Origin of the sequence: Celeribacter ethanolicus (genome assembly GCF_001550095.1) — a bacterium.
GTDB classification, from domain to species: domain Bacteria; phylum Pseudomonadota; class Alphaproteobacteria; order Rhodobacterales; family Rhodobacteraceae; genus Celeribacter; species Celeribacter ethanolicus.
Window position 1 is genome coordinate 185,769 of record NZ_LRUC01000010.1, and the last position, 19,502, is coordinate 205,270.

At 62.3% G+C, this 19,502-nt stretch carries 16 protein-coding genes and 1 riboswitch; of the genes, 4 read left to right on the top strand and 12 right to left on the bottom strand.

Going from position 1 to position 19,502, the window contains the following annotated elements; translation table 11 throughout:
- Positions 1–4 precede the first annotated feature (4 nt).
- From NH195_RS05355 to NH195_RS05370, 4 genes are all read right to left on the bottom strand, one after another.
- Positions 5–2,551 carry a putative PEP-binding protein gene (locus NH195_RS05355; RefSeq protein WP_081423790.1) on the bottom strand — a complete coding sequence of 849 codons (2,547 nt, stop codon included), beginning with the start codon at positions 2,549–2,551 and terminating at the stop codon, positions 5–7.
- 133 nt (positions 2,552–2,684) lie between these two features.
- Positions 2,685–4,913 carry a glycine--tRNA ligase subunit beta gene (gene glyS / locus NH195_RS05360; RefSeq protein ID WP_066704235.1) on the bottom strand — a complete coding sequence of 743 codons (2,229 nt, stop codon included), beginning with the start codon at positions 4,911–4,913 and terminating at the stop codon, positions 2,685–2,687.
- Between the two features lie 3 nt (positions 4,914–4,916).
- Positions 4,917–5,444, bottom strand: a complete 528-nt coding sequence (locus NH195_RS05365; protein ID WP_066704240.1) for a DUF6446 family protein — start codon at positions 5,442–5,444, stop codon at positions 4,917–4,919.
- Complete coding sequence (locus NH195_RS05370; protein ID WP_066704249.1) at positions 5,441–6,409, bottom strand: glycine--tRNA ligase subunit alpha; 969 nt, start codon at positions 6,407–6,409, stop codon at positions 5,441–5,443. Before NH195_RS05370 ends, NH195_RS05365 begins: the two co-directional genes overlap by 4 nt.
- A 239-nt stretch (positions 6,410–6,648) precedes the next feature.
- On the opposite strand from NH195_RS05370, the gene NH195_RS05375 reads away from it, so the two are divergent.
- Positions 6,649–8,424, top strand: coding sequence for a serine protease (locus NH195_RS05375; RefSeq protein ID WP_066704252.1), 1,776 nt, complete (start codon positions 6,649–6,651; stop codon positions 8,422–8,424).
- A 59-nt stretch (positions 8,425–8,483) separates the two neighbouring features.
- Here the strand turns inward: NH195_RS05375 and NH195_RS05380 are convergent, their stop codons facing one another.
- The 4 genes from NH195_RS05380 to metZ all read right to left on the bottom strand — a co-directional run bounded on the left by NH195_RS05380 (position 8,484) and on the right by metZ (position 13,177).
- Positions 8,484–9,209 (bottom strand): hypothetical protein, encoded by a 726-nt coding sequence (locus NH195_RS05380; RefSeq protein WP_066704255.1) that lies wholly within the window; start codon positions 9,207–9,209, stop codon positions 8,484–8,486.
- A 31-nt stretch (positions 9,210–9,240) separates the two neighbouring features.
- Entirely contained in the window at positions 9,241–10,689 is a 1,449-nt protein-coding gene (locus NH195_RS05385) for a TrkH family potassium uptake protein (protein WP_066704258.1), read from the bottom strand.
- An 80-nt stretch (positions 10,690–10,769) separates the two neighbouring features.
- A complete protein-coding gene (gene folE2, locus NH195_RS05390) occupies positions 10,770–11,873 on the bottom strand; it encodes a GTP cyclohydrolase FolE2 (RefSeq protein ID WP_066704262.1) in 1,104 nt (367 codons plus the stop codon).
- 89 nt (positions 11,874–11,962) lie between these two features.
- The gene (gene metZ, locus NH195_RS05395; RefSeq protein ID WP_066704265.1) at positions 11,963–13,177 is read right to left on the bottom strand and encodes an O-succinylhomoserine sulfhydrylase; all 1,215 of its coding nucleotides are present in this window, start codon (positions 13,175–13,177) and stop codon (positions 11,963–11,965) included.
- A gap of 68 nt (positions 13,178–13,245) precedes the next feature.
- Positions 13,246–13,324, bottom strand: a riboswitch (SAM riboswitch).
- A 129-nt stretch (positions 13,325–13,453) separates the two neighbouring features.
- Here metZ and NH195_RS05400 point away from each other — a divergent pair.
- From NH195_RS05400 to NH195_RS05410, 3 genes are read left to right on the top strand one after another with little or no spacing between them, the layout of a single operon-like run.
- Entirely contained in the window at positions 13,454–14,383 is a 930-nt protein-coding gene (locus NH195_RS05400; RefSeq protein ID WP_066704268.1) for a DUF726 domain-containing protein, read from the top strand.
- A 40-nt stretch (positions 14,384–14,423) separates the two neighbouring features.
- Complete coding sequence (locus NH195_RS05405; RefSeq protein ID WP_066704271.1) at positions 14,424–15,140, top strand: glutathione S-transferase family protein; 717 nt, start codon at positions 14,424–14,426, stop codon at positions 15,138–15,140.
- Positions 15,137–16,258, top strand: coding sequence for an alpha/beta hydrolase (locus tag NH195_RS05410; protein ID WP_066704274.1), 1,122 nt, complete (start codon positions 15,137–15,139; stop codon positions 16,256–16,258). The genes NH195_RS05405 and NH195_RS05410 overlap by 4 nt, the downstream gene beginning before the upstream one ends.
- A 3-nt stretch (positions 16,259–16,261) precedes the next feature.
- On the opposite strand, the gene NH195_RS05415 is transcribed toward NH195_RS05410, so the two are convergent.
- The 4 genes from NH195_RS05415 to NH195_RS05430 form a co-directional block, all read right to left on the bottom strand.
- The gene (locus NH195_RS05415) at positions 16,262–16,891 is read right to left on the bottom strand and encodes an inner membrane-spanning protein YciB (protein WP_066704277.1); all 630 of its coding nucleotides are present in this window, start codon (positions 16,889–16,891) and stop codon (positions 16,262–16,264) included.
- Between the two features lie 11 nt (positions 16,892–16,902).
- Positions 16,903–17,805 carry a DMT family transporter gene (locus tag NH195_RS05420; protein WP_066704280.1) on the bottom strand — a complete coding sequence of 301 codons (903 nt, stop codon included), beginning with the start codon at positions 17,803–17,805 and terminating at the stop codon, positions 16,903–16,905.
- Positions 17,806–17,873: 68 nt separating this feature from the next.
- Positions 17,874–18,689 (bottom strand): amino acid ABC transporter permease, encoded by an 816-nt coding sequence (locus tag NH195_RS05425; RefSeq protein WP_066704284.1) that lies wholly within the window; start codon positions 18,687–18,689, stop codon positions 17,874–17,876.
- 3 nt (positions 18,690–18,692) lie between these two features.
- The gene (locus NH195_RS05430; RefSeq protein WP_066704287.1) at positions 18,693–19,487 is read right to left on the bottom strand and encodes a transporter substrate-binding domain-containing protein; all 795 of its coding nucleotides are present in this window, start codon (positions 19,485–19,487) and stop codon (positions 18,693–18,695) included.
- Positions 19,488–19,502: the final 15 nt, after the last annotated feature.

Sequence of the window (19,502 nt, forward strand, 5' to 3'; positions counted from 1 at the left end):
GTGATTATTTTGCATCTGCGGCGACAAGCTGCGCCGCAGCAAGGCGGGCGACGGGCACCCGGAAAGGCGAACAGGACACGTAATCGAACCCCGCCGCCCGGCAAAAGGCGATTGATTCGGGGTTGCCGCCATGTTCGCCACAGACCGCCACGGTCAGCTCCGGACGCACCTTGCGCCCCCGTTCAGCGCCGATTTTCAACAGCTCGCCGACACCTTCGAAATCGAGCGTGTGGAACGGATCCTCCGGGAACACGCCCTGTTGCACATAGGCGTTCATGAAGCGCCCGGCATCGTCGCGTGACAGGCCGTAGGCCATCTGCGTCAGGTCGTTGGTGCCGAAAGACAGGAAAGCCGCGTTCTGAGCAATGTCACCGGCCCGCAGAGCCGCACGCGGGGTCTCGACCATGACGCCGAGCCGATAGGTGAACTCCGCCCCGGTCTCGTTGCGCACGGCAGCGGCCACCCCGTCGATCTGGGTTTTCACCAGTTCGACTTCGCGTTTCGCGGAGACCAGCGGGATCATGATCTCCGGCACCACGGGCGCGCCGTGTTTCGACGCCTCGATGGTGGCCTCGAAAATCGCGCGGGCCTGCATCTCGTAAATCTCAGGGAAGGTGATGCCAAGCCGAACGCCCCGCATCCCCAGCATCGGGTTGAATTCCGACAGCCATTCGATCCGGCGGGTCACGTCGGAGAGCGGCAAGTCGAGCGCCTCGGCCAGTTCCTTGGCCCCTTCGCGGTCCGAAGGCAGGAATTCGTGCAACGGCGGATCGAACAGGCGAATGCAGACCGGCAAGCCTTCCATGATACGAAAAAGCTCAATGAAGTCAGACCTTTGCATCGGCAAAAGCCGTGCGATCGCCTCCGCCCGATCCTCATGTTTCGCGGCAAAGATCATCTCCCGCATCACGGTCAGACGGTCGCCTTCGAAAAACATGTGCTCGGTCCGGCAGAGCCCGATGCCCTGGGCCTTGAAATTACGCGCCACCGCAGCGTCCGACGGCGTGTCGGCATTGGCGCGGACCCCGATATCGCGGATCGCATCGGCCCAGTCCATCAGCGTCACATACCAGTGGTCCTTCACCGGCGGCAAAAGCCGCACCGCCCCCAGCAACGCCTCGCCTGCGGACCCGTCGAGCGTGATCACATCGCCCTCTTCAAGCTTGCGCCCGTCTTCGAGCGTCAGCGTGCGTTCGCGGGAATTGATCCGGATTGAGGCGCCAACCACACAGGGCATGCCAATGCCCCGCGCGATCACCGCCGCATGCGAGGTCACCCCACCGCGCTCGGTCAGGATTCCGACCGAGGAATGCATGCCGCGAATGTCTTCCGGCGTGGTTTCACGCCGCACCATGATACAGGGCTCCCCGCGCGCTTCATAGGTCTGCGCATCGGTGGAGTTGAACACGATCCGCCCGACCGCCCCGCCCGGTGAGGCGGCGATCCCTTTGGCCAGCACATCACGGCTGTCCGTGGGATCGACCTGCTGGTGCAACAATTCGGTCAGCGACCGCGCCGGCACACGCAGGATCGCCTCTTCACACGGAATGATCCCGTCCTCGGCCAGTTGCACGGCGATCCGCAACGCCGCGCGCGATGAACGCGGCACACGCACGGCGTCGAGCACGAAAAGCTTGCCCTCGGAAATGGTGAACTCGACCTGCATCTCCTCGCGCAGACGCACCCGGCAGAGCCGTGTCATCTCCACGAGCTTGGCGAACAGGTCCGGCTGCGCCTCCTCGAGAGACTCGCCCCGCTCGTCCTTCGAGAGATAGAGCACGCCGCTGGCCCCCTTGCCGAGCGCGGCGCGCCCCTGGGCCTGACGCAGGTAGCGCCCCTTGATCACCGGTGCGCCGGTCTGCTCGTCGACAAGTTGCACCACGCCCGCACCGCTCTCCCCCGGTCCAAGGCCCAGCGCCATACTTTGCACGATCAGCCCGAGCCCGGCATCGGCGGGCGCGCCTTTCGCCTGACGCAGAAGCCGCGCGGTCGTGCCCTCCCAGGCCCGCGCCATGGAGCGCAGCACCTGGCCGAGCTGATGAGCCGGGTCTTGTGGAAACGGATCGCCGGTCTCGTCCTCATGCGCCTCGAGCGCGGATTTCAGCGCCTCATGCACCGGCACGGAGGCGTCGAATTCGAAGAGTTCCGGGTCGAGACGTTCGACATGCACGGCAAAGGCCTGCACGAACCGCAGATACAGCGCATCCGCCGCTTCCGCCCCATGGCTTTCGGTGAGCTCCGCGTGACGGGCGTCATTCATCCCGATATTGAGGATCGCGCCCGGTCCGCCCCAATCCGGGTCCTCAGACGAAGGCCGCACGGACAACAGGGGTGTATCACCGAAGACACGCAAAAGCGCCTTTTTGTCAAAGGCTTGCCCCTCCGCAAGGCGATGTACCGCATCGAAGGACAGGGCGACGGTTTCCGGCACAGGGAGATCGAGACGAATGAGCCGTTGCAGGCATTTCGCCCGCCCGCCATGGGTATTGACCGCGATCGGAGCGACGCGGCGAATGCGGGTGAACCCGAGGATGTCGCTCTCTTGCTGCACTGCGGCACCTCCCTTTGGCGGCACGCTACGCCCCAAGAGGACGTGAGCGCAACCGTTAACCTTAACGGTCCTCAGAATTCGCGGGAAACCGTTGCCGCTAGGTTAACACGACAACGGAGGATCTGTGAACGGATCAGCTCTCGATCCGGGTCAGATCGGCCACCGACAGGCAGATCTCGCGAATCCGGCCCAGAAGGTTGAGCCGGTTGCGCCGCACGATGTCACTGTCGGTGTTGATCTGCACCGCCTCGAAGAACGCATCAACGGAGGGGCGCATATCGGCCATGGCGGACATGGCGGCGGTGAAATCTTCTGCCTTCATCGCCGGTTTGATCTCCTCGGACGCGGTATCCAAAGCGGCGAACAGCGCTTTTTCTTCGTCCGTTTCGGCAAATTTCACATCCGGGCCGAAGGAATATTCGACACCGTCTTTTTCCTCGGCCTGTGTCAGGATGTTGTTGGCGCGTTTGAAGCCCTGGATCAGGTTGGTGCCATCCTCGGTGTCGAGCATCGCCTGCAACGCACGGGCGCGTTTCACCAGCAGCGTGATGTCGTCATTGCCCGGCATCGCCAGACAGGCGTCGATCACGTCGTGGCGAATGCCCTCGTCGCGCAGGAAGACCTTGAGACGGTCGTGGAAGAAAGAAAGGAGATCGTCGGACGTGTCCGGCACGGAGCCCGCGACGGTTTTGACCTCGTCTTTCTGCGTTTCCGTGAGCTTGTCGGAAATCGCGTCAAAGGCCGCGCCAAAGACGCCATGTTCGGCGATCTCGTCGAGGATTTCTTTCAGCGTGTCGATGATACCGTCATTCTCATCCGCCGCGGCGATTTTATGTGCCAGAAGCTGGGCATCAATAAAACGATCAAGGCTCATGCGCACGTCATTGGTGATCAACAACCGGATTACCCCAAGCGCCGCGCGACGCAGCGCAAACGGGTCTTTCGAGCCCGTGGGCTTCTCGTCGATGGCCCAGAAGCCGGTCAGCTTGTCGAGTTTGTCGGCCAGAGCGACCGCCACGGACACCGGTTCGGTCGGCACATCGTCACTTGGACCAAGCGGAGAATAATGGTCGCGGCAGGCGTCTGCCACGGCGTCGGACAGACCCGCTTTCTTGGCGTAATAGCGGCCCATGACACCCTGCAACTCGGGGAATTCGTAGACCATCTCGGAGGAGAGATCGGCCTTGGCCACTTTCGCGGTCAGTTCCGCCTCACCGGCCTCGGCGCCGACGATGGGCGCGATGTCGGCAGCCAGAGCGGCGATGCGGGCGATGCGCTCGGCCTCAGAACCGAGTTTGTTGTGGAAGGTCACGTTGGCGAGCGGCGCGGACATGGCTTCCATGCCTTCGCGTTCGACCGTGCGCACGTCGTTTTCCCAGAAGAATTTCGCATCCGACAGACGCGCGGACAGCACCTTTTGGTTCCCTGCCAGAATGGTCGCGCCATTGTCGGCGGTCTCGCGGTTGGCGACGGTGACGAATTTCTCGATCCGTCCGGTTTTCGGGTTCTTCACGGAGAAGAATTTCTGGTGCTCGCGCATACTCGTCTGCAAAACCTCCGGCGGCAAGCCGAGGAAATCTTCACCAATCTCGCCCATCAGCACAACAGGCCATTCGACCAGACCGGCCACCTCAGAAAGAAGCCCTTTGTCTTCAACGACCTCCAGCCCCTGCGCAAAGGCCTGGTTGGTGGCATCGTGCCAGATGTGATCGGCGCGCTCTTGCGGATCGAGCACGACAAAATTCTGTTTCAGCTTGGCAGCGTAATCGTCGAAAGACGTCACCTTGAAGCTGCCTGCGGACATGAAACGATGGCCCCAGACGGTGTTGCCGGAGGTGATGCCGTCGATGTCGAGGGGCACAACCTCGGCGCCATCTTCGCGGGTCATCAGGCAGACAATCGAATGCAGCGGACGCACCCATTTGAGGCTGCCCGCGCCCCAGCGCATGGATTTTGGCCAAGGGAAATTGCGCACGGTGGCCTCAAGCACCTCGGCCACGATCTCGGCGGCCGGACGCCCCGGCTTGGTGATCTTGGCGAAATAGACCTGACCTTTTTTCTCGTCGCGAATTTCAAGATCGTCTTTCGTCACCCCGGCCCCGCGCAGGAAGCCTTCCAACGCTTTTTCGGGTGCGTCCACACGCGGACCTTTGCGCTCTTCGACCGTGGTGGGCGAGGCGTCCAGAAGCCCCTCGACGGACAGCGCCAGACGACGCGGCGTCGCAAACGCGCCGGCGGAGGCATAGGTCAGACCGGCCTCGACAAGACCGTTCGTCACCAGAGATTTCAGGTCCTCGGAGGCACGTTTCTGCATCCGGGCCGGGATTTCTTCGGAGAAAAGCTCGATCAGCAAGTCAGCCATGGGTCAGTTTCCTTCAGGGGCGGGCGGACAGCCCGCAGGCGCGGGTTTGCCGTCGAATACGGCCTCCCCGCAACGGTTAGCTTGGGTCCAGGCATAGCCGTGGCCGTCGGGATAAACGGCAATCACACGGTCGAAGCCATAGGTGATATTCTCTTCGCCCAGAAAGGCGATGGCACGCCCCGCCTCGAGATCGGCCCCGATACGTTTCGCGTCGAAACACGAAAACCACGAGGGCGCGATCAGCGGCGACGGGCGGTCGTAGGGCTGGAAGGTCTCGGTCATCATCGCCACGGAAAGCGGCGTGGTGAAACAGGCCCGGAACTTGAGCGGCGAGGTGTCGGCGTCGATCCCTTCGAAATCCTCGGCCAGAATGTCCTCGGACAGGCCTTCAAAGCTGGTCGCACGGATCGCGGCGGCAGGCGCCGAGGCATCCAGCCGGTCGTAATATGCATAGACCTGCGTGTAATACAGACCCGCTCCGAACACGAGTGCGAGCACGACGATGAACCCTGCGATCAGCTTGCCATTCATGCGCTCTCGACCTCGGGCGCGGTGTCCGGCGTCCAGCCGCCCGCCGTGGTCTGCACGAAGGCGTCGGCACAGGCCTTGGCCAGGGCCCGCACGCGCCCGATATAGGCCTGCCGTTCGGTCACCGAAATCACGCCGCGCGCGTCCAGCAGGTTGAAGATATGCGACGCCTTGATGCATTGATCATAGGCCGGATGCGCCATGACGATGCGCTTGCCGGTCTTCGGATCAATCTGCGCCTGATCCAGAATGGCGTGGCATTCCTTCTCGGCATTGACGAAATCCGACAGCAGTTTCTCGGTGTTGGCCACGTCGAAATTGTGCCGGGAATATTCTTCCTCGGTCTGTTTGAACACATCGCCATAGGTCAGCGGGATCGGCGATTGCGGATCGTTGAACGGCATGTTCATCACATGGTCGATGCCGAGAACGTACATCGCCAAGCGTTCCAGACCATAGGTCAGCTCGCCCGAAACCGGTTTGCAATCATGTCCGCCGACCTGTTGGAAATAGGTGAACTGCGACACTTCCATGCCATCGCACCACACTTCCCAGCCAAGCCCCCAGGCGCCCAGCGTCGGGCTTTCCCAATCGTCTTCCACGAAACGGATGTCATGCAGATCGGTGTCGATGCCGATGGCCTTAAGGGACCCGAGATAGAGATCCTGCAAATCCGGCGGCGACGGTTTGATCAGCACCTGGTACTGATAGTAATGCTGCAAGCGGTTCGGGTTCTCGCCATAGCGCCCGTCGGTCGGGCGGCGCGACGGCTGCACATAGGCCGCCGCCCAGGCGTTCGAGCCCAGAGAGCGCAGCGTCGTCGCCGGGTGGAACGTCCCCGCACCGACCTCCATGTCATAGGGTTGCAGGATCGCGCAACCTCGCGAGGCCCAGTAGCTCTGGAGCCTCAGGATGATCTCCTGAAACGACCGCGGTTTCTCGACATTTTCGGAGGGGGACAGGGACATGGGGTCTTTCGCCAATTCTGCTGTTCAAACGCGGGCTCATCCCTAGCGAGGCCCGGCGGGGGCGTCAATGACAAGGCGGGCCGCGACGCCCCCGAGCGCCAATTTCCCGGCAGTTTTACATCACAAGCCCGCCATTTGCCCTCTTGCCGCCCCACAGCATGTTGACCTTCACGTCAAACCTGTTTTCTTAAGCCGCAATATAAGGGCCGAAGGGCCCGCAAGACATGTAAAGGGTTTTCATGAAAAGGTCTCTCGCCGTTGCCCCGCTGGGGCTCGCCGCCACGCTATTGCTGTCCACGGCTCTTCATGCCGAACAATGGATTCAGATCGAAGCGCAACCCTCCCTCACCGAGGCCACCGAGGCCGCGCGCGGCTATGCCGGACGTCTGCCGAATGTCGTGGGCTTCGAGCTTCCGGGTCGTTGGAACGCCATCGCGCTTGGTCCCTATGCGACCGAGGCCGAGGCCGAAGCGGCCCGTCTGACGCTGCGCGCGCAGGGGCTGATCCCCGGCGACAGCTACCTGACCGACGGCGGCCAGTATCGCCAGCCGTTCTGGCCGGTGGGCGCGACGCTTTCCACCCTGCCCCCTGCGACGACACCGGAAGTCTCAGCCCCCGGAGCGACCGAGACCGCCATGCCCGCCGAAGAGATGCCCACGGAAGCATTGCCCATGGCCCTCCCCGACGAGACCCCGGCCCAGGCCCGAGCCTCCGAACGCGCGCTCAGCCGCGAAGACCGCGAGGCGCTTCAGACCGCGCTGAAATTCGCGGGCGTTTACAATTCCGGCATCGACGGCGCTTTTGGCCCCGGCACGCGCCGCGCCATGTCCGACTGGCAGGCGATGAAGGGCTATGACATCACCGGCGTGCTGACCACGCAGCAACGTGCCGAGGCCCTCGGGGCCTATCAGGCCGTGATCGACAGCCTCGGCATGGCGCCGGTGGCCGACGAGGTGGCGGGGGTGACGATTTCCCTGCCTCTGGGGCTTGTGGAATTCGACGCCTACGCACCGCCCTTTGCGAAATACAAATCCAAGGACGGCTCCGGCGTTCAGGTCATGCTGATTTCGCAAACCGGCGACGAGGCCACTTTGGGCGGGCTTTACGAAATCATGCAAACGCTTGAAATCGTGCCCATGGACGGACCGCGCACGCGTGACAACCGCTCTTTCAGCCTCACCGGCACCAATGCAGAGATCACGTCGCACACCGAGGCGCGTCTGGTGAACGGCGCGGTCAAGGGCTGGACCCTGATCTGGCCGACGCCGAAGACCACCGATGATCAAACCCGGCACCAGATGGCGCTGGACGCGATGAAATCCAGCTTCGCCACGCTCGACGGCGTTCTGCCCGACGCTTACGGCGAAGGGGCCGCGCAGGACATCGACCTTCTGGCCGGGCTCGACATTCGCCGCCCCGAAAAGGCAGGCTCCGGCTTTTACGTCGATGACAAGGGCGCGGTTCTCACCTCCGCCGAACTTGTCGCCTCCTGCGCCAAGATCACCATTGACGACGGCTATGAGGCCACCGTCACCGCGACCGAGGACGGCATGGCGCTTTTGACCCCGGTCGAAACCCTTGCCCCCCTGAGCGTCGCCAAGTTCGACAGCCAATTGCCGCGTCTGCAATCCGAGGTCTCGGTGTCGGGCTATGCCTATGCCGGTCGCCTCGATGCGCCGACGCTCAATTATGGCCTCATGGCCGAACACAAAGGCCTGTCGGGCGAAGAGGACCTTCTGCGTCTGGCGATGACCACGCTTCCGGGCGAGGCCGGTGGGCCGCTTCTGAACTCCTCCGGGGCTGTGATCGGAATGCTCGCGGCCAAAGACGCCATCCCCGAGGCCCAGGCCCGCAGCCTGCCCGAGGATGTGGCCTTTGCCTATGACATGGAAAAGATCGCGGGCTTCCTGTCGGGTCATGGCGTCACCGTCTCGGCCTCCGACAGCGCCACCTCCGACACCGATCTGGTGCGCATCGGACGGGACCTCACGGTTCTGGTAAGCTGCTGGAACTGAGCCCCGGCAAAACGGTCCACTGAAACGATCCACGAAACCCCGCCTCCTCCGGCGGGGTTTCATTTTTCTGAGGCCACCGCACGCCGCAACAGGTTGAGCGCCGCCTGATCCGCCTTGCCCTTGGTCAGCCAGGCGAGCGCAAAGATCCAGATCCCCAAGGCCTCGCCCCAGAACACCAGATTATGCGCCGCGACAAACGCCTCCGCCCCGCCCCAGCGCGCCATGGCAAAAGCTCCGGCGATCCCTGCCAGAGCCACGAGAATGCCATAGCCGCAGGCCTTGTAGATATAGGGACGCACGCGGCTTTCGGTCTTGGGGAATTGCACGAGGCAGAAGACGACTAGGCAGAGGAAAAACACCAGCGCCGAGATATTATGCACCCAGGAGGACCCGCCAACACCGATCAGCTTTTGTGTCACCGTTTCCTCCGGCGGCATACACTGCGCCATGCCCTCCGGCGGGATGCAATCGGCCAGCGATGGGAAGAAGGCCACGAGCAGCGCGGACATCCCCGCGACCGAGGCCAGCACCTGATCGGAGAAGGTCTCGTCCGAGCGGCGCGGATAGCCTTTGTAGGTGATCAGGAACACGCCAATAGCGGCGAGCGATCCGGTGAACACCTCGCGCAGAGGCGAGAAGAAGAAATTCGACACGCTGTCACGCAAAGCATGTTCGAGCCCCATGCCTCCGACGATCAGCACGGCCGGCAGAAACAAGGCGATCACGCCCAGCGCCTGCCGCACCCGGTAGAAGCTCATCACATGCGGATCACTGTCGTCACCCATGGCCATCCCTTTCAACGCGCGGTTGAACGGATTATGCCCGCCAGAACCGGATCGTGAAAAGAGCGAAAACCGACATGACTTCGAGCCGTCCGATCAGCATGGCGACGGCCAGGATCCATTTCGCCGGATCGTTCACCGTCTCGAAATTCCCCGAGGGTCCGATGATGTCGCCAAGCCCGGGGCCCACACAAGCCAGTGCGGTCGCAGCGCCTGAAACGGCGGTGATGAAATCCAGCCCGGTGGCGGCCAGCAGCACCGAGGTGATGCCCAGCGTGACGATGAAAAACGAAAAGAACGCCATGACGGAGGACAGCACGTCCTCGGTCACCGGGTGGCCCTGATAGCGCGGGGTAAAGACGCCGTTGGGGCTGTGGATCTTGCGGATTTGCGCCCGCATCGAGGCCCAGAGGAGCTGATAGCGGAAGACCTTGACCGAACAGGCGGTCGAACCCGCGCAGCCCCCGATCAGGCCGATGAAGAAGAACGCCACCGCCGGGAAAGCCCCCCAGAGCTGATAGTCGGTCGAGGCATAGCCCGTGCCGGAAATGATCGAGGTGACGTTGAACAGACCTTCGCGGAAGGAATGCTCGAAATGGTCCTGATTCACCACCAGACGGTAGACGGCGAACGCGATGGTCAGACCGAAAATGATGATCAGGTAAGCATGAATCTGCGTGTCGCGCCAAAAGGGTTTGGCCGTGCCCGCGATCAACTGAACATACCGCACAAAGGGCAGAGAAGCGAGGATCATGAAGAAGGAAGACACATATTCGGCCGGTCCCTGAAAGGCCCCGAAAGAGGCGTCCCGGGTGGAGAACCCGCCGGTCGAAAGCGTCGTCAGCGCATGGTTGAGCGCATCGAAAATGTTCATCCCCACAAGCACATAGCCAAGGAAACAGGCCACCGTCAGGGCAATGTAGATGACCGAGATCCGCGCCGCGATCTCCCCCGCGCGCGGCAGGACCTTGCCGTCGGTGTCGAAGGCTTCGGAGCGGAACACCTGCATGCCGCCGACCTTGAGTTCCGGCAGGAACACCATGGCGACGACGATGATGCCGACGCCGCCGAACCATTGCAGCATCGAGCGCCACAACAGGATGCCCGCTGGCAGGTCGTCGAGGCCGGAGAACACCGTGGAACCGGTGGTGGTCATGCCCGACATCGCCTCGAAAAACGCATCTGTCAGGTTCGCCTCGGTCGCGCCGAGCATGAAGGGAATACCACCGAACAGCGGCAGGATGAGCCAGATCAGCGTGGTCAAAAGGAACATCTGCTGGATCGACAGGCCCTGTTGCTGCCCGTTCTGGGTGGCAAGCGCCAGGGCCGCGCCGACCACGAAGGTGATGACACCGGCACGAAAGAACACATGCCATTCGCCCGACCCTGTCGAGAGGTCCACCGCCATGGGAATCGCCATCGTCAGGCCGAGAAGGCCGACGAGCGTTCCGATCACATATCCCACTGGCCTCAAATCCGTCATGGCGCCAAGGCTTGGCCGGGCTTGGCCGGCAAGTCAAGCGCACCCGTCACGTAAAGAGGTCGCAGGCCCGTGTTTGCGACTCAGCCGATGTGGAACAGGGTCGAAAACAGCTTCGGGTCGAGACTTTGCGCGGCGAAAGTCTCGCCCTCCGTCAGCACCGACACCGCATCGTGGGAATGCAGGCTTTCCTGATGCGAAGCGATCACCCGGAAGTCTCCGATGCGCCGGTCGTTTTCGAGCACTTCGGAAAACAGCCGCGCGGCATCCTCGACAAAGATCGGATTGGCGGCGTTCAACTCGGCAAAGGCCTGTTCATCCTCGCGCTTGACCATGACCTGGGTCTCGGTCGGGATCGCACGGCGACACAGGTCGATCAGATCCTCGAACCAGAGTGTGTCCTGCCGGTTCTTCACCTCGACCGAAATCCGCGCCACGGAGCGCTGCGAATGCGGTGTGGCCAGTTGATGCCGCGTGCGGCGGGCATGTTCGGAAAGTTCAAGCGAACAGGGGCAAGTGGAGCTGTAGACATAGTCCAGGTGCATGATTTCTTTCATTTTCCCGCCCTGCTCCACCAGTTCTAGGGCAATGTCGTAATACTGGTAGCCCGCAAGACCCGAGCGCAAAGAGCGGCGTTTCACCGGGAAGGAAAACCGCATCTGGATACGCGCATCGAAGCTTTCGAGATCGCTCTGATAATCCCTGAGCGCCGCCTCGATCACATCGAAAGAAAAGCTCCGCTCCGCGTGTTTGTAGAACGAGCGCATGATCCGGGACATGTTGATGCCCTTTTTCTCCGCCTCCAGGGACACGGTGCCGGTGACGGAAGTTTCGAGCGTCAAATCTCCGTCGTCGCGGGTCTTGAACCGGATCGGCAGGCGGAAATTCGAGATGCCGACATGCTGGATCTGCCGTTTTGCCCCTTTGATCAGGCTTTCCGGCCCGTTCTGCAAATCCGGCAGGCCTTCCTTATAGGCCTCCGAGACCTCGAAATCTTCGGGGTAGGCGCGGCGCAGCGCCGGGTAATTGGCGAAATCGTCAGCCTCGGGCAGAAGCCGTGCAATGGCCGGGTCGAGCTCTGCCACTTCGGTCGGCGACGCGCCCTTGGCCCAGTCGCGCAGGATCGCAAGAGCGGCCTCGGCGGCCGCCCTGTCGTTCTTTTCGAGATCGCTCGTCTGCATGTTCATCCGCAAACCCCTTCCATTTGGCCCTCATATAGGAGGTTCTCAAGGATTTACCAATACGAAGGAAACTTGCGCCAGGATCAAACCCTACCTCAAACCGCTTCGAGCGCGTTCAGGATATCCGCGATGATGTCATCCGTATCCTCGAGCCCCATCGACAGCCGCACCAGCCCGTCCGTGAGGCCGAGCTCCGGCCGTTTTTCCACCGGCACGTTCTTGTGCGTGGTGGTGCAGGGGTGGGTTGCAATGGATTTCGCATCGGCGAAGTTGTTCGAGAGCGTAAACACCTCGAGCGCATTGAGAAATCTGAACGCCGCGTCCTTGCCGCCCTTGAGATCGACGGTGATCACGGTCCCGGCGGCCTCCGATTGCGAAATCGCGAGATCGTATTGCGGATGGGACTTATAGGCCGGATAGCGCACGGAAGCGAGCGCGGGATGGCCGTCGAGCGCCTCACAGAGCTTCATCGCCGTCGCGGCCTGTTGCCGCACGCGCAGGTCGAGCGTGTCGAGGGACTTAAGCTGAATCCAGGCGTTGAAGGGCGAAATCGCCCCGCCGGTGTGTTTGATATACATCTCCACCGGGCCGCGGATCAGTTCCTTGTCACCGGCGATGATGCCGCCCAGACAGCGCCCCTGCCCGTCCACATGTTTCGTGGTCGAATAGATGATCAGATCCGCTCCGCTCTCCTTGGCGTAGGAGAAAATCGGCGTGCACATGGCGTTGTCCACCACGACCAGCGCCCCCACCGCATGGGCCAGTTCAGACACCGCCTTGAGGTCGATGACCTCAAGCGTCGGGTTCGAAATGCTCTCGCAGAACACCGCTTTGGTGTCGGGCCGGATCGCCGCCTTCCATTCGTCGAGGTTCTTGCCATCGACCAACGTGGTCTCCACCCCGAATTTCGGCAGCACTTCGGTGACGATGTAGAGGCAAGAACCAAACAGCGCCTTCGAGGACACCAAATGATCGCCCGCCTTCAGGACCGACATCAGTGCGCCCGCGACGGCGGCCATGCCCGAAGCGGTGGCAAAGGCGTCCTCGCAGCCCTCGATCGAGGCCATCCGGTCCTCGAACATCCGCGTCGTCGGATTGCCGTAACGGGCGTAGATGAATTCGTCCTCGCCCTGATCGACAAAACGCGCTTCCGCCGCCTCCGCCGTGTCGTAGACAAAGCCCTGCGTCAGAAACAACGCCTCCGACACTTCCCCATATTGCGAACGACGGACGCCATCGTGGATGAGTTTGGTCCGGGTCTTCCAAGTGTCTTTGAACTGGTTCGATTTCGACTGGTCTGCCTTGGTCATGTGATCCCTTTCGCCATTCCTAATCCCCATTCGATCAAGGGCTGGGGCACGGCGGGTTCTGACCAACCCGGCGTCTCGTCCTGACCTCTTTAGCGGAGTTTTTAACGTGGCCCGCAATCCGGAGAACAAATCGCCACATGGGGCGTGGGGTACAAATCCTGCGACATTCTGTCAACTGCGCCCGCCCCCGTTAACAAAGATTCACCGCCCTGTCGCAGCATCGTGACACTCCCGGCGCATCTTCGCGCGCGAGCAGAGCCATCAAAGGCGGGTCCCATGCCCCTTGTGAAGATCAATGCCGACGGTCCCTTCTTGCCGCCCGACACCCGTGAGCGGTTGCGTCAGGCCCTCGACGCCACGCCTGCGGGCGCGCCTGTGGTGATCTGTATCCATGGTTACAAGTTCTCTCCCCATGTGCCGGCGCATGATCCGCACGACCACATCCTCGCCCTCGACCCCGGGCTCACCTCCCGCAAGGTGCTGAGCTGGCCGCGCGCGCTTGGCTTTGGCACCGGGACGGCACAGGAAGGCCTGTGCATCGCGCTCGGCTGGGAGGCGCGCGGCACGATCTGGCAGGCCTATGACATGGCGCGTCAGACCGGGGAGGCGCTGGCCCGTCTGATCTGGAAGATGGACCGCCCCGTGCAACTCATCGGCCATTCGCTCGGCGCGCGGGTGATCCTTTCCGCCCTGCCCCGTCTGCCCGCCGTGGCAGTACGGCGCGCGATCCTGCTGGCCGGGGCAGAATTCCGTTCCGTCGCGTACCATGCTCTGGACAGCGAGGCCGGGCGCACGGTGGAAATCCTCAATGTCACCTCACGGGAAAACCGGCTCTACGACCTGATGTTCGAGATGGCCCTGCGGCCCGATCACGGAGCGTCGCGTGCGCTCGGGGCCGGGCTTGGCGCGCTGCGGCGCAACTGGTGCGATCTGGCCATCGACAATGTCCGGGCACGCGCTGTGCTCGACCGGCTCGGCTATCCGATTCCCGCCCCCGACCGGCGCGTGTGCCATTGGTCGCCCTATCTGCGCGCGGGGCTGTTCGACCTCTACCGTGTGGCCCTGCGCACGCCAGAGCGTCTGCCGCTCGCGCTGTTGCAGGACGAATTGCAGTCGCTCACACTCCAGGCCCCGCCCCGATCACGATGGCGTGCGCAAGAATCTGTCGCTTCGCCCTTGTCCTTTTCGCGCAAAGCGTCATCCTGACGCGCATCCAACAACCGGATGACTGCACGGGCCCTGACAGATGATCGAAACCCCCATCACGCTTTACTACTGGCCGACGCCGAACGGCTGGAAAATCTCCATCGCACTCGAGGAGATGGACCTGCCTTACGAGGTGAAACTCGTGAACATCGGCAAGGGCGAACAATTCGACCCCGCGTTTCTCAAGATCGCGCCGAACAACCGTATGCCCGCAATTGTCGACCCGGAAGGCCCCGACGGGCGGCCGATCTCGATTTTCGAGAGCGGCGCGATCCTGCAATATCTCGCGCGCAAGCATGACAAGTTCTATGGCGGCGGCGAACGCGACCGCACCGTGGTCGATCAATGGCTGATGTGGCAGATGGGCGGGCTTGGCCCGATGGCCGGCCAGGCACACCACTTCCTGAGCTATGCGCCCAATATGGAGCCTCCGAACGATCTGCCCTATGCCAAGACCCGCTATCGCAGCGAGGTCGCCCGGCTTTACGGCGTGCTCGACCGGCGGCTGGCCGAAGAGGAATTCGTGGCGGGCGACTTCTATTCCATTGCCGATATGGCGATCTGGCCCTGGGCCTCTCTGTGGGAGAAACAGGAACAGACGCTCGATGACAAACCGCATCTGAAACGCTGGATCGCGCGCATCGCCTCGCGTCCCGCCGTGCAGCGCGGGCGCGCTCTGGCCGCGGAAAAACGCACGGACGCGGCGCAGGACAAGGATGCGCAGAAGGTGCTGTTCGGCCAAGGGGGACAAAAGTGATTCTCACCCGGCGGGAGATGGTTCTGGGGGGCGGCGCGCTCGCGTTGAGCGGCTGTTCCCCCCCGAAGATGACCATCCCACCGGATCTCGCAGAAATCCCCGTCGCGCGGCAGCGGGAGCTTTTGGTGGTGACCAACCGGCAGGTCTCCGCCACGCAAGGCATCGAGTTCGACAGCCAGAGGTCGGACAAGATGTTCTATTGCGACTACGGGATTTCCGTCCCGGAGGACCGCAAGCCGGGAGAGTTTTCATTTCCGAGAACCCGGCTCGACCCGAAACGCGAGTTCTTCGTCACCGAGAGCACGCATTTCGATGCGGAGCGCGCGTTTCTCGACCGCCTCGACACCCGGCTCGCCAGCCTCCCACAGGGAGAGCGCAATGTCGTGCTTTTCGTGCATGGCTACAACGTCTCCTATCCCGGCGCGGTGTTTCGCGCGGCACAGATCGCCACGGATTTCAACCTGACCCAACCGATGGTCCTGTTCTCATGGCCCTCCGCCGGGCGGCTGTCGCGCTATGCCTACGACCGCGATTCCGTGCTCTACGCCCGCACGGCGCTGGCCGAGACCCTGCGCCTGCTGAGCCGGAGCCGCGCCGAGAATGTCATGTTGCTCGCGCATTCCATGGGCGGGCTTCTGGCGATGGAGGCGGTGAAACGGCTGGCGCTCGAAAATGACCGGCGCACACTGTCGCGGCTCAATGGCGTGGTTCTGGTGCAGCCCGACATCGACGTCGATCTTTTCCGCCGTCAGGTGATGGATCTGCGCCCCCATGATGTGGATCTGGCGGTCTTTGCCTCGCGCCGGGACCGCGCACTCAAGCTTTCGGCGGTGCTGACCGGTGGGCATCCACGGGTCGGCGAAGCAGAGAATATCGAAGAGCTGCGACGGCTTGGCGTGGTGGTGATCGACACGTCCCACGCACCGAAAGGCGATCCGCTCGGCCATATGGCCCTGATGCGCTCGCCCGCACTTCTGGCGATGATCGCCTCGGGAGAACTGGTGGAACGCATCGTCTCGGGCGCGCCCGGGCAGGACATCCTGATCGACGGGCTGAGCCTCACCGGCAAGGCAGCGCTGGCGGTGGCGTACCTGCCCTATACGCTGACCGGAAGCTGAGAGCTATTCCGCCGCATCCTTGTCGGCGGCTTTCTCTTCGGTCGAATGCCGTGCCATAAGCCCTGACTGGCTCATGAAAAACGCAAGCATGGCGATGGGCAGGCCGAAGGTCTTGAACTTGACCCAAGCGTCCGTGGTCATCGTGCGCCAGATCGCCTCGTTAGCGACGGCCAGCCCAAAGAAGAACAGCATCATGCGGAATTCGAGCTTGCGCCACCCCTCGGCATCCAAGGGCATGACCTCGCCCAGAACCAGCGAGAGATAGCTTTTCGAGCGCAACAGGCCGAGGCCCAGAATGGCGCCGAACATGATGTAGATCATCGTCGGCTTCATCTTGAAGAAGCGCTCGTCATTGAGCCAGATCGTCAGCCCGCCGAACACCACGACCAGCACCAGCGTCATGATCTGCATCGCCGACAGCTTGCCGGTGAGTTTCCACAGCGCAAGGGTCGACAGTGCCAGAAGCGGGATGAATACGGCCGTCATGACAACGAAACCGGAATAGTCCGCCCCTCCGATCAGGAACGTATGATCCCTGAGTGCGATATAGCCCGCAAAAAACGCAAGGATCGGCCCCATTTCCAGAGCCGGCTTGATCCAGGGTTTCATCTGCTTCTCAGGAGTCTCGGACATGCGTTTACCTCTCAGCCACCCATCTCAACTATGACCGCGCCGAGCGCAATCAAGGCCATGAGGGACAATCTTCTCGGCCCCACCTTTTCGCCCAGCACAATCCAGCCGATGAGCGCGGCAAAGACGGTGGAGGTTTCCCGCAGCACGGCGGCCTCGCCCACGTTGTCGAGCCGGGTCGCCAACATGATACAGCCGAAGGAGAAATAGGCCACGATGCCGCCGAAGAAGCCCTTGACCGCCAGAGGGCCGAGCGCCGGTTTGTATTCCATATTCTTGTAGCGCAGAAAGGCCACCACCGGCATCACCAGCCCGTCGAGGAAGAAGAACCACGCGAGGAAGGTGAACGGATCAGCGGTGGACCGGATGCCGTAAGCGTCATAGGTGGTGTAAAGCGCCACGAAAGCGCCGGTCAGAACCGCGAGCATCAGGGCGGGCACCATGGTATCGCGCCCGACCGTGATGGTGCGCAGGTTGTAGAGCGCCAGCCCGAAGATGCCGGAGATCAGCACCAAGACGCCGAGCCACTGCACCAGCGTGAAATGTTCGCCGAACACGAAGCCCGCACCGATCACCGCAAAGAGCGGCCCGGAGCCGCGCACCACGGGGTAAACGACCGTATAGGCGCCCTTAGTGTAGGTGTAGCCCTGCGCGATCTTGTAGCCCATATGGATCAGGAACATGCCCGCAAAGATGATCCACATATGCGGTTCCGGCCATGGCACGACGAACAGCGCGAAGGGCGCCGCCATGATGCAATAGAAGAAATCCATCGCGCCGCGTGACAGCCAGGGATCGTGCCGTCCCTTTTGCAACGCACCGAACAGCGCATGCAGGAACGCCGCCATCAGCGCCAGAATCAGCGCCGCGTGATGGCCCGTTTCGGTGCCTTCGAGGGACAGGATGAAATCGCTCATGCCTTCCTGCTATCCCTCGCCCCCTGACAAGTCCAGAGCGTGAAACTGCACAGCAACCTGCGCATCGCTCAGGAGGACCGGTCGCGCAGGTGTCGCTCCAGTCGCCGGAGCGCCAGAGATAGCGAGATGGTCATCATCAGATAGAGAAGCGCGACCACATTATAGGTCTCGAAATAGCGAAAATTGCCCGCGGAGGTCACCTTGCCCAATTGCGTGATGTCGGTCACGCCCAGAACGGACACGAGTGAGCTGTCCTTGATCATGGCGATGAAATCATTGCCCAATGGTGGAAGCACCGTGCGCAGCGCCTGCGGGAAAATGATCAGGCGAAAGCGCAGCCAGCCGTTGAGACCGAGCGCCTCGGCGGCCTCGATCTGGCCCTTGTCGACGGACAAAAGCCCGGCGCGAAACACCTCGGCGATGAAGGCGGAATAGCCGATGGTCAGCGCAATGATCGCCCGCCACATCAGGGAAAAATCCCGCGTGCGGAGCGGATCGAAGCCCAAAGGCACGGTGATGGAATTCACCGCCGTGACCACCATCGGCGCAATCACAAAGGCCACATAGAGCAACAAAACAAGGATCGGCACACCGCGCACCACCTCGGTGTAAAACCGCGCGATCTGGCGCAGAACGATAAAACGCGACAGCGAGGCGGTGGCGAGCAACAGTCCCAAAACGATGGCCAGAGCAAAGGCCACAAGCGTGACGAAGACCGTCACCCAGATGCCTTTCGACAATGTTGTCAGGACTTTGGCGTATAGATCATCGGCGATCACCCGGTAAAACAGGTAACCGCCCAAGAGGATCAGCGCCACAAGCCAATAGGGAAAGTCTTTCGACCCGTCCGCCGGTTTGCGCAATCGGGTCTTCGCAGGTCGCACGCCTTATTCACCCATCTTGTAGTCGAGGAACCATTTGGTATTGAGCGCGTCGAGCGTGCCGTCGTCCTTCATCGCGGCAATCGCCGCGTTGATCGGATCGACCAGATCGGAGCCTTTCGGGAAGATGAAGCCGAAATCCTCGGTGCCGAGTTTCTCGCCCACGATCTTGAGCGCCCCGTCCGAGGCCGCGACATAACCATGGCCCGCCGTGCCATCGGTCAGCACCAGATCGACATCCCCCGCACGGAGCGCCTGCACACAGGCACCGAAGGTCTCGAACAGCTTCACCCGCGGGTTCGCCTCGTTGCCGTCGAGCACATCATAGACGCCCACGTAAAACGGCGTGGTGCCGGGTTGGGCGGCAAACAACAGGTCCGGATCGGCGGCAAAAGAGGCGGCATCGGTGAACCGCGTCTCATCGCCCCGCACCAGCATGACCATCTCGGAACGCATGTAGGCATCTGAGAAATCGACCATTTCGGCGCGATCCTCGCGGATGGTGATGCCGGTCATACCCATGTCGTACTGGCCTTCGGAGACCGCCGGGATCATCGCGTCCCAGGAAATGTTCTCATAGTCCAGAGTCGCGTTCAGCCGCTTGGCGATCTCCACCATCGCATCGTATTCCCAGCCCACGGCCGCGCCCGAGCCGTCGATGAATTGCAAGGGCGGATAGGCGTTTTCCGTCACAACGACGATCTCGCGTCCGCCCAGATCGGGCAGGTCAGCGGCAAAGGCGGCGGTCAGAGGTGCGGAGAATGAGACAGCGGCAAGCGCCAGAGCGGAAAGGATTTTCATGAACGACTCCCTGAG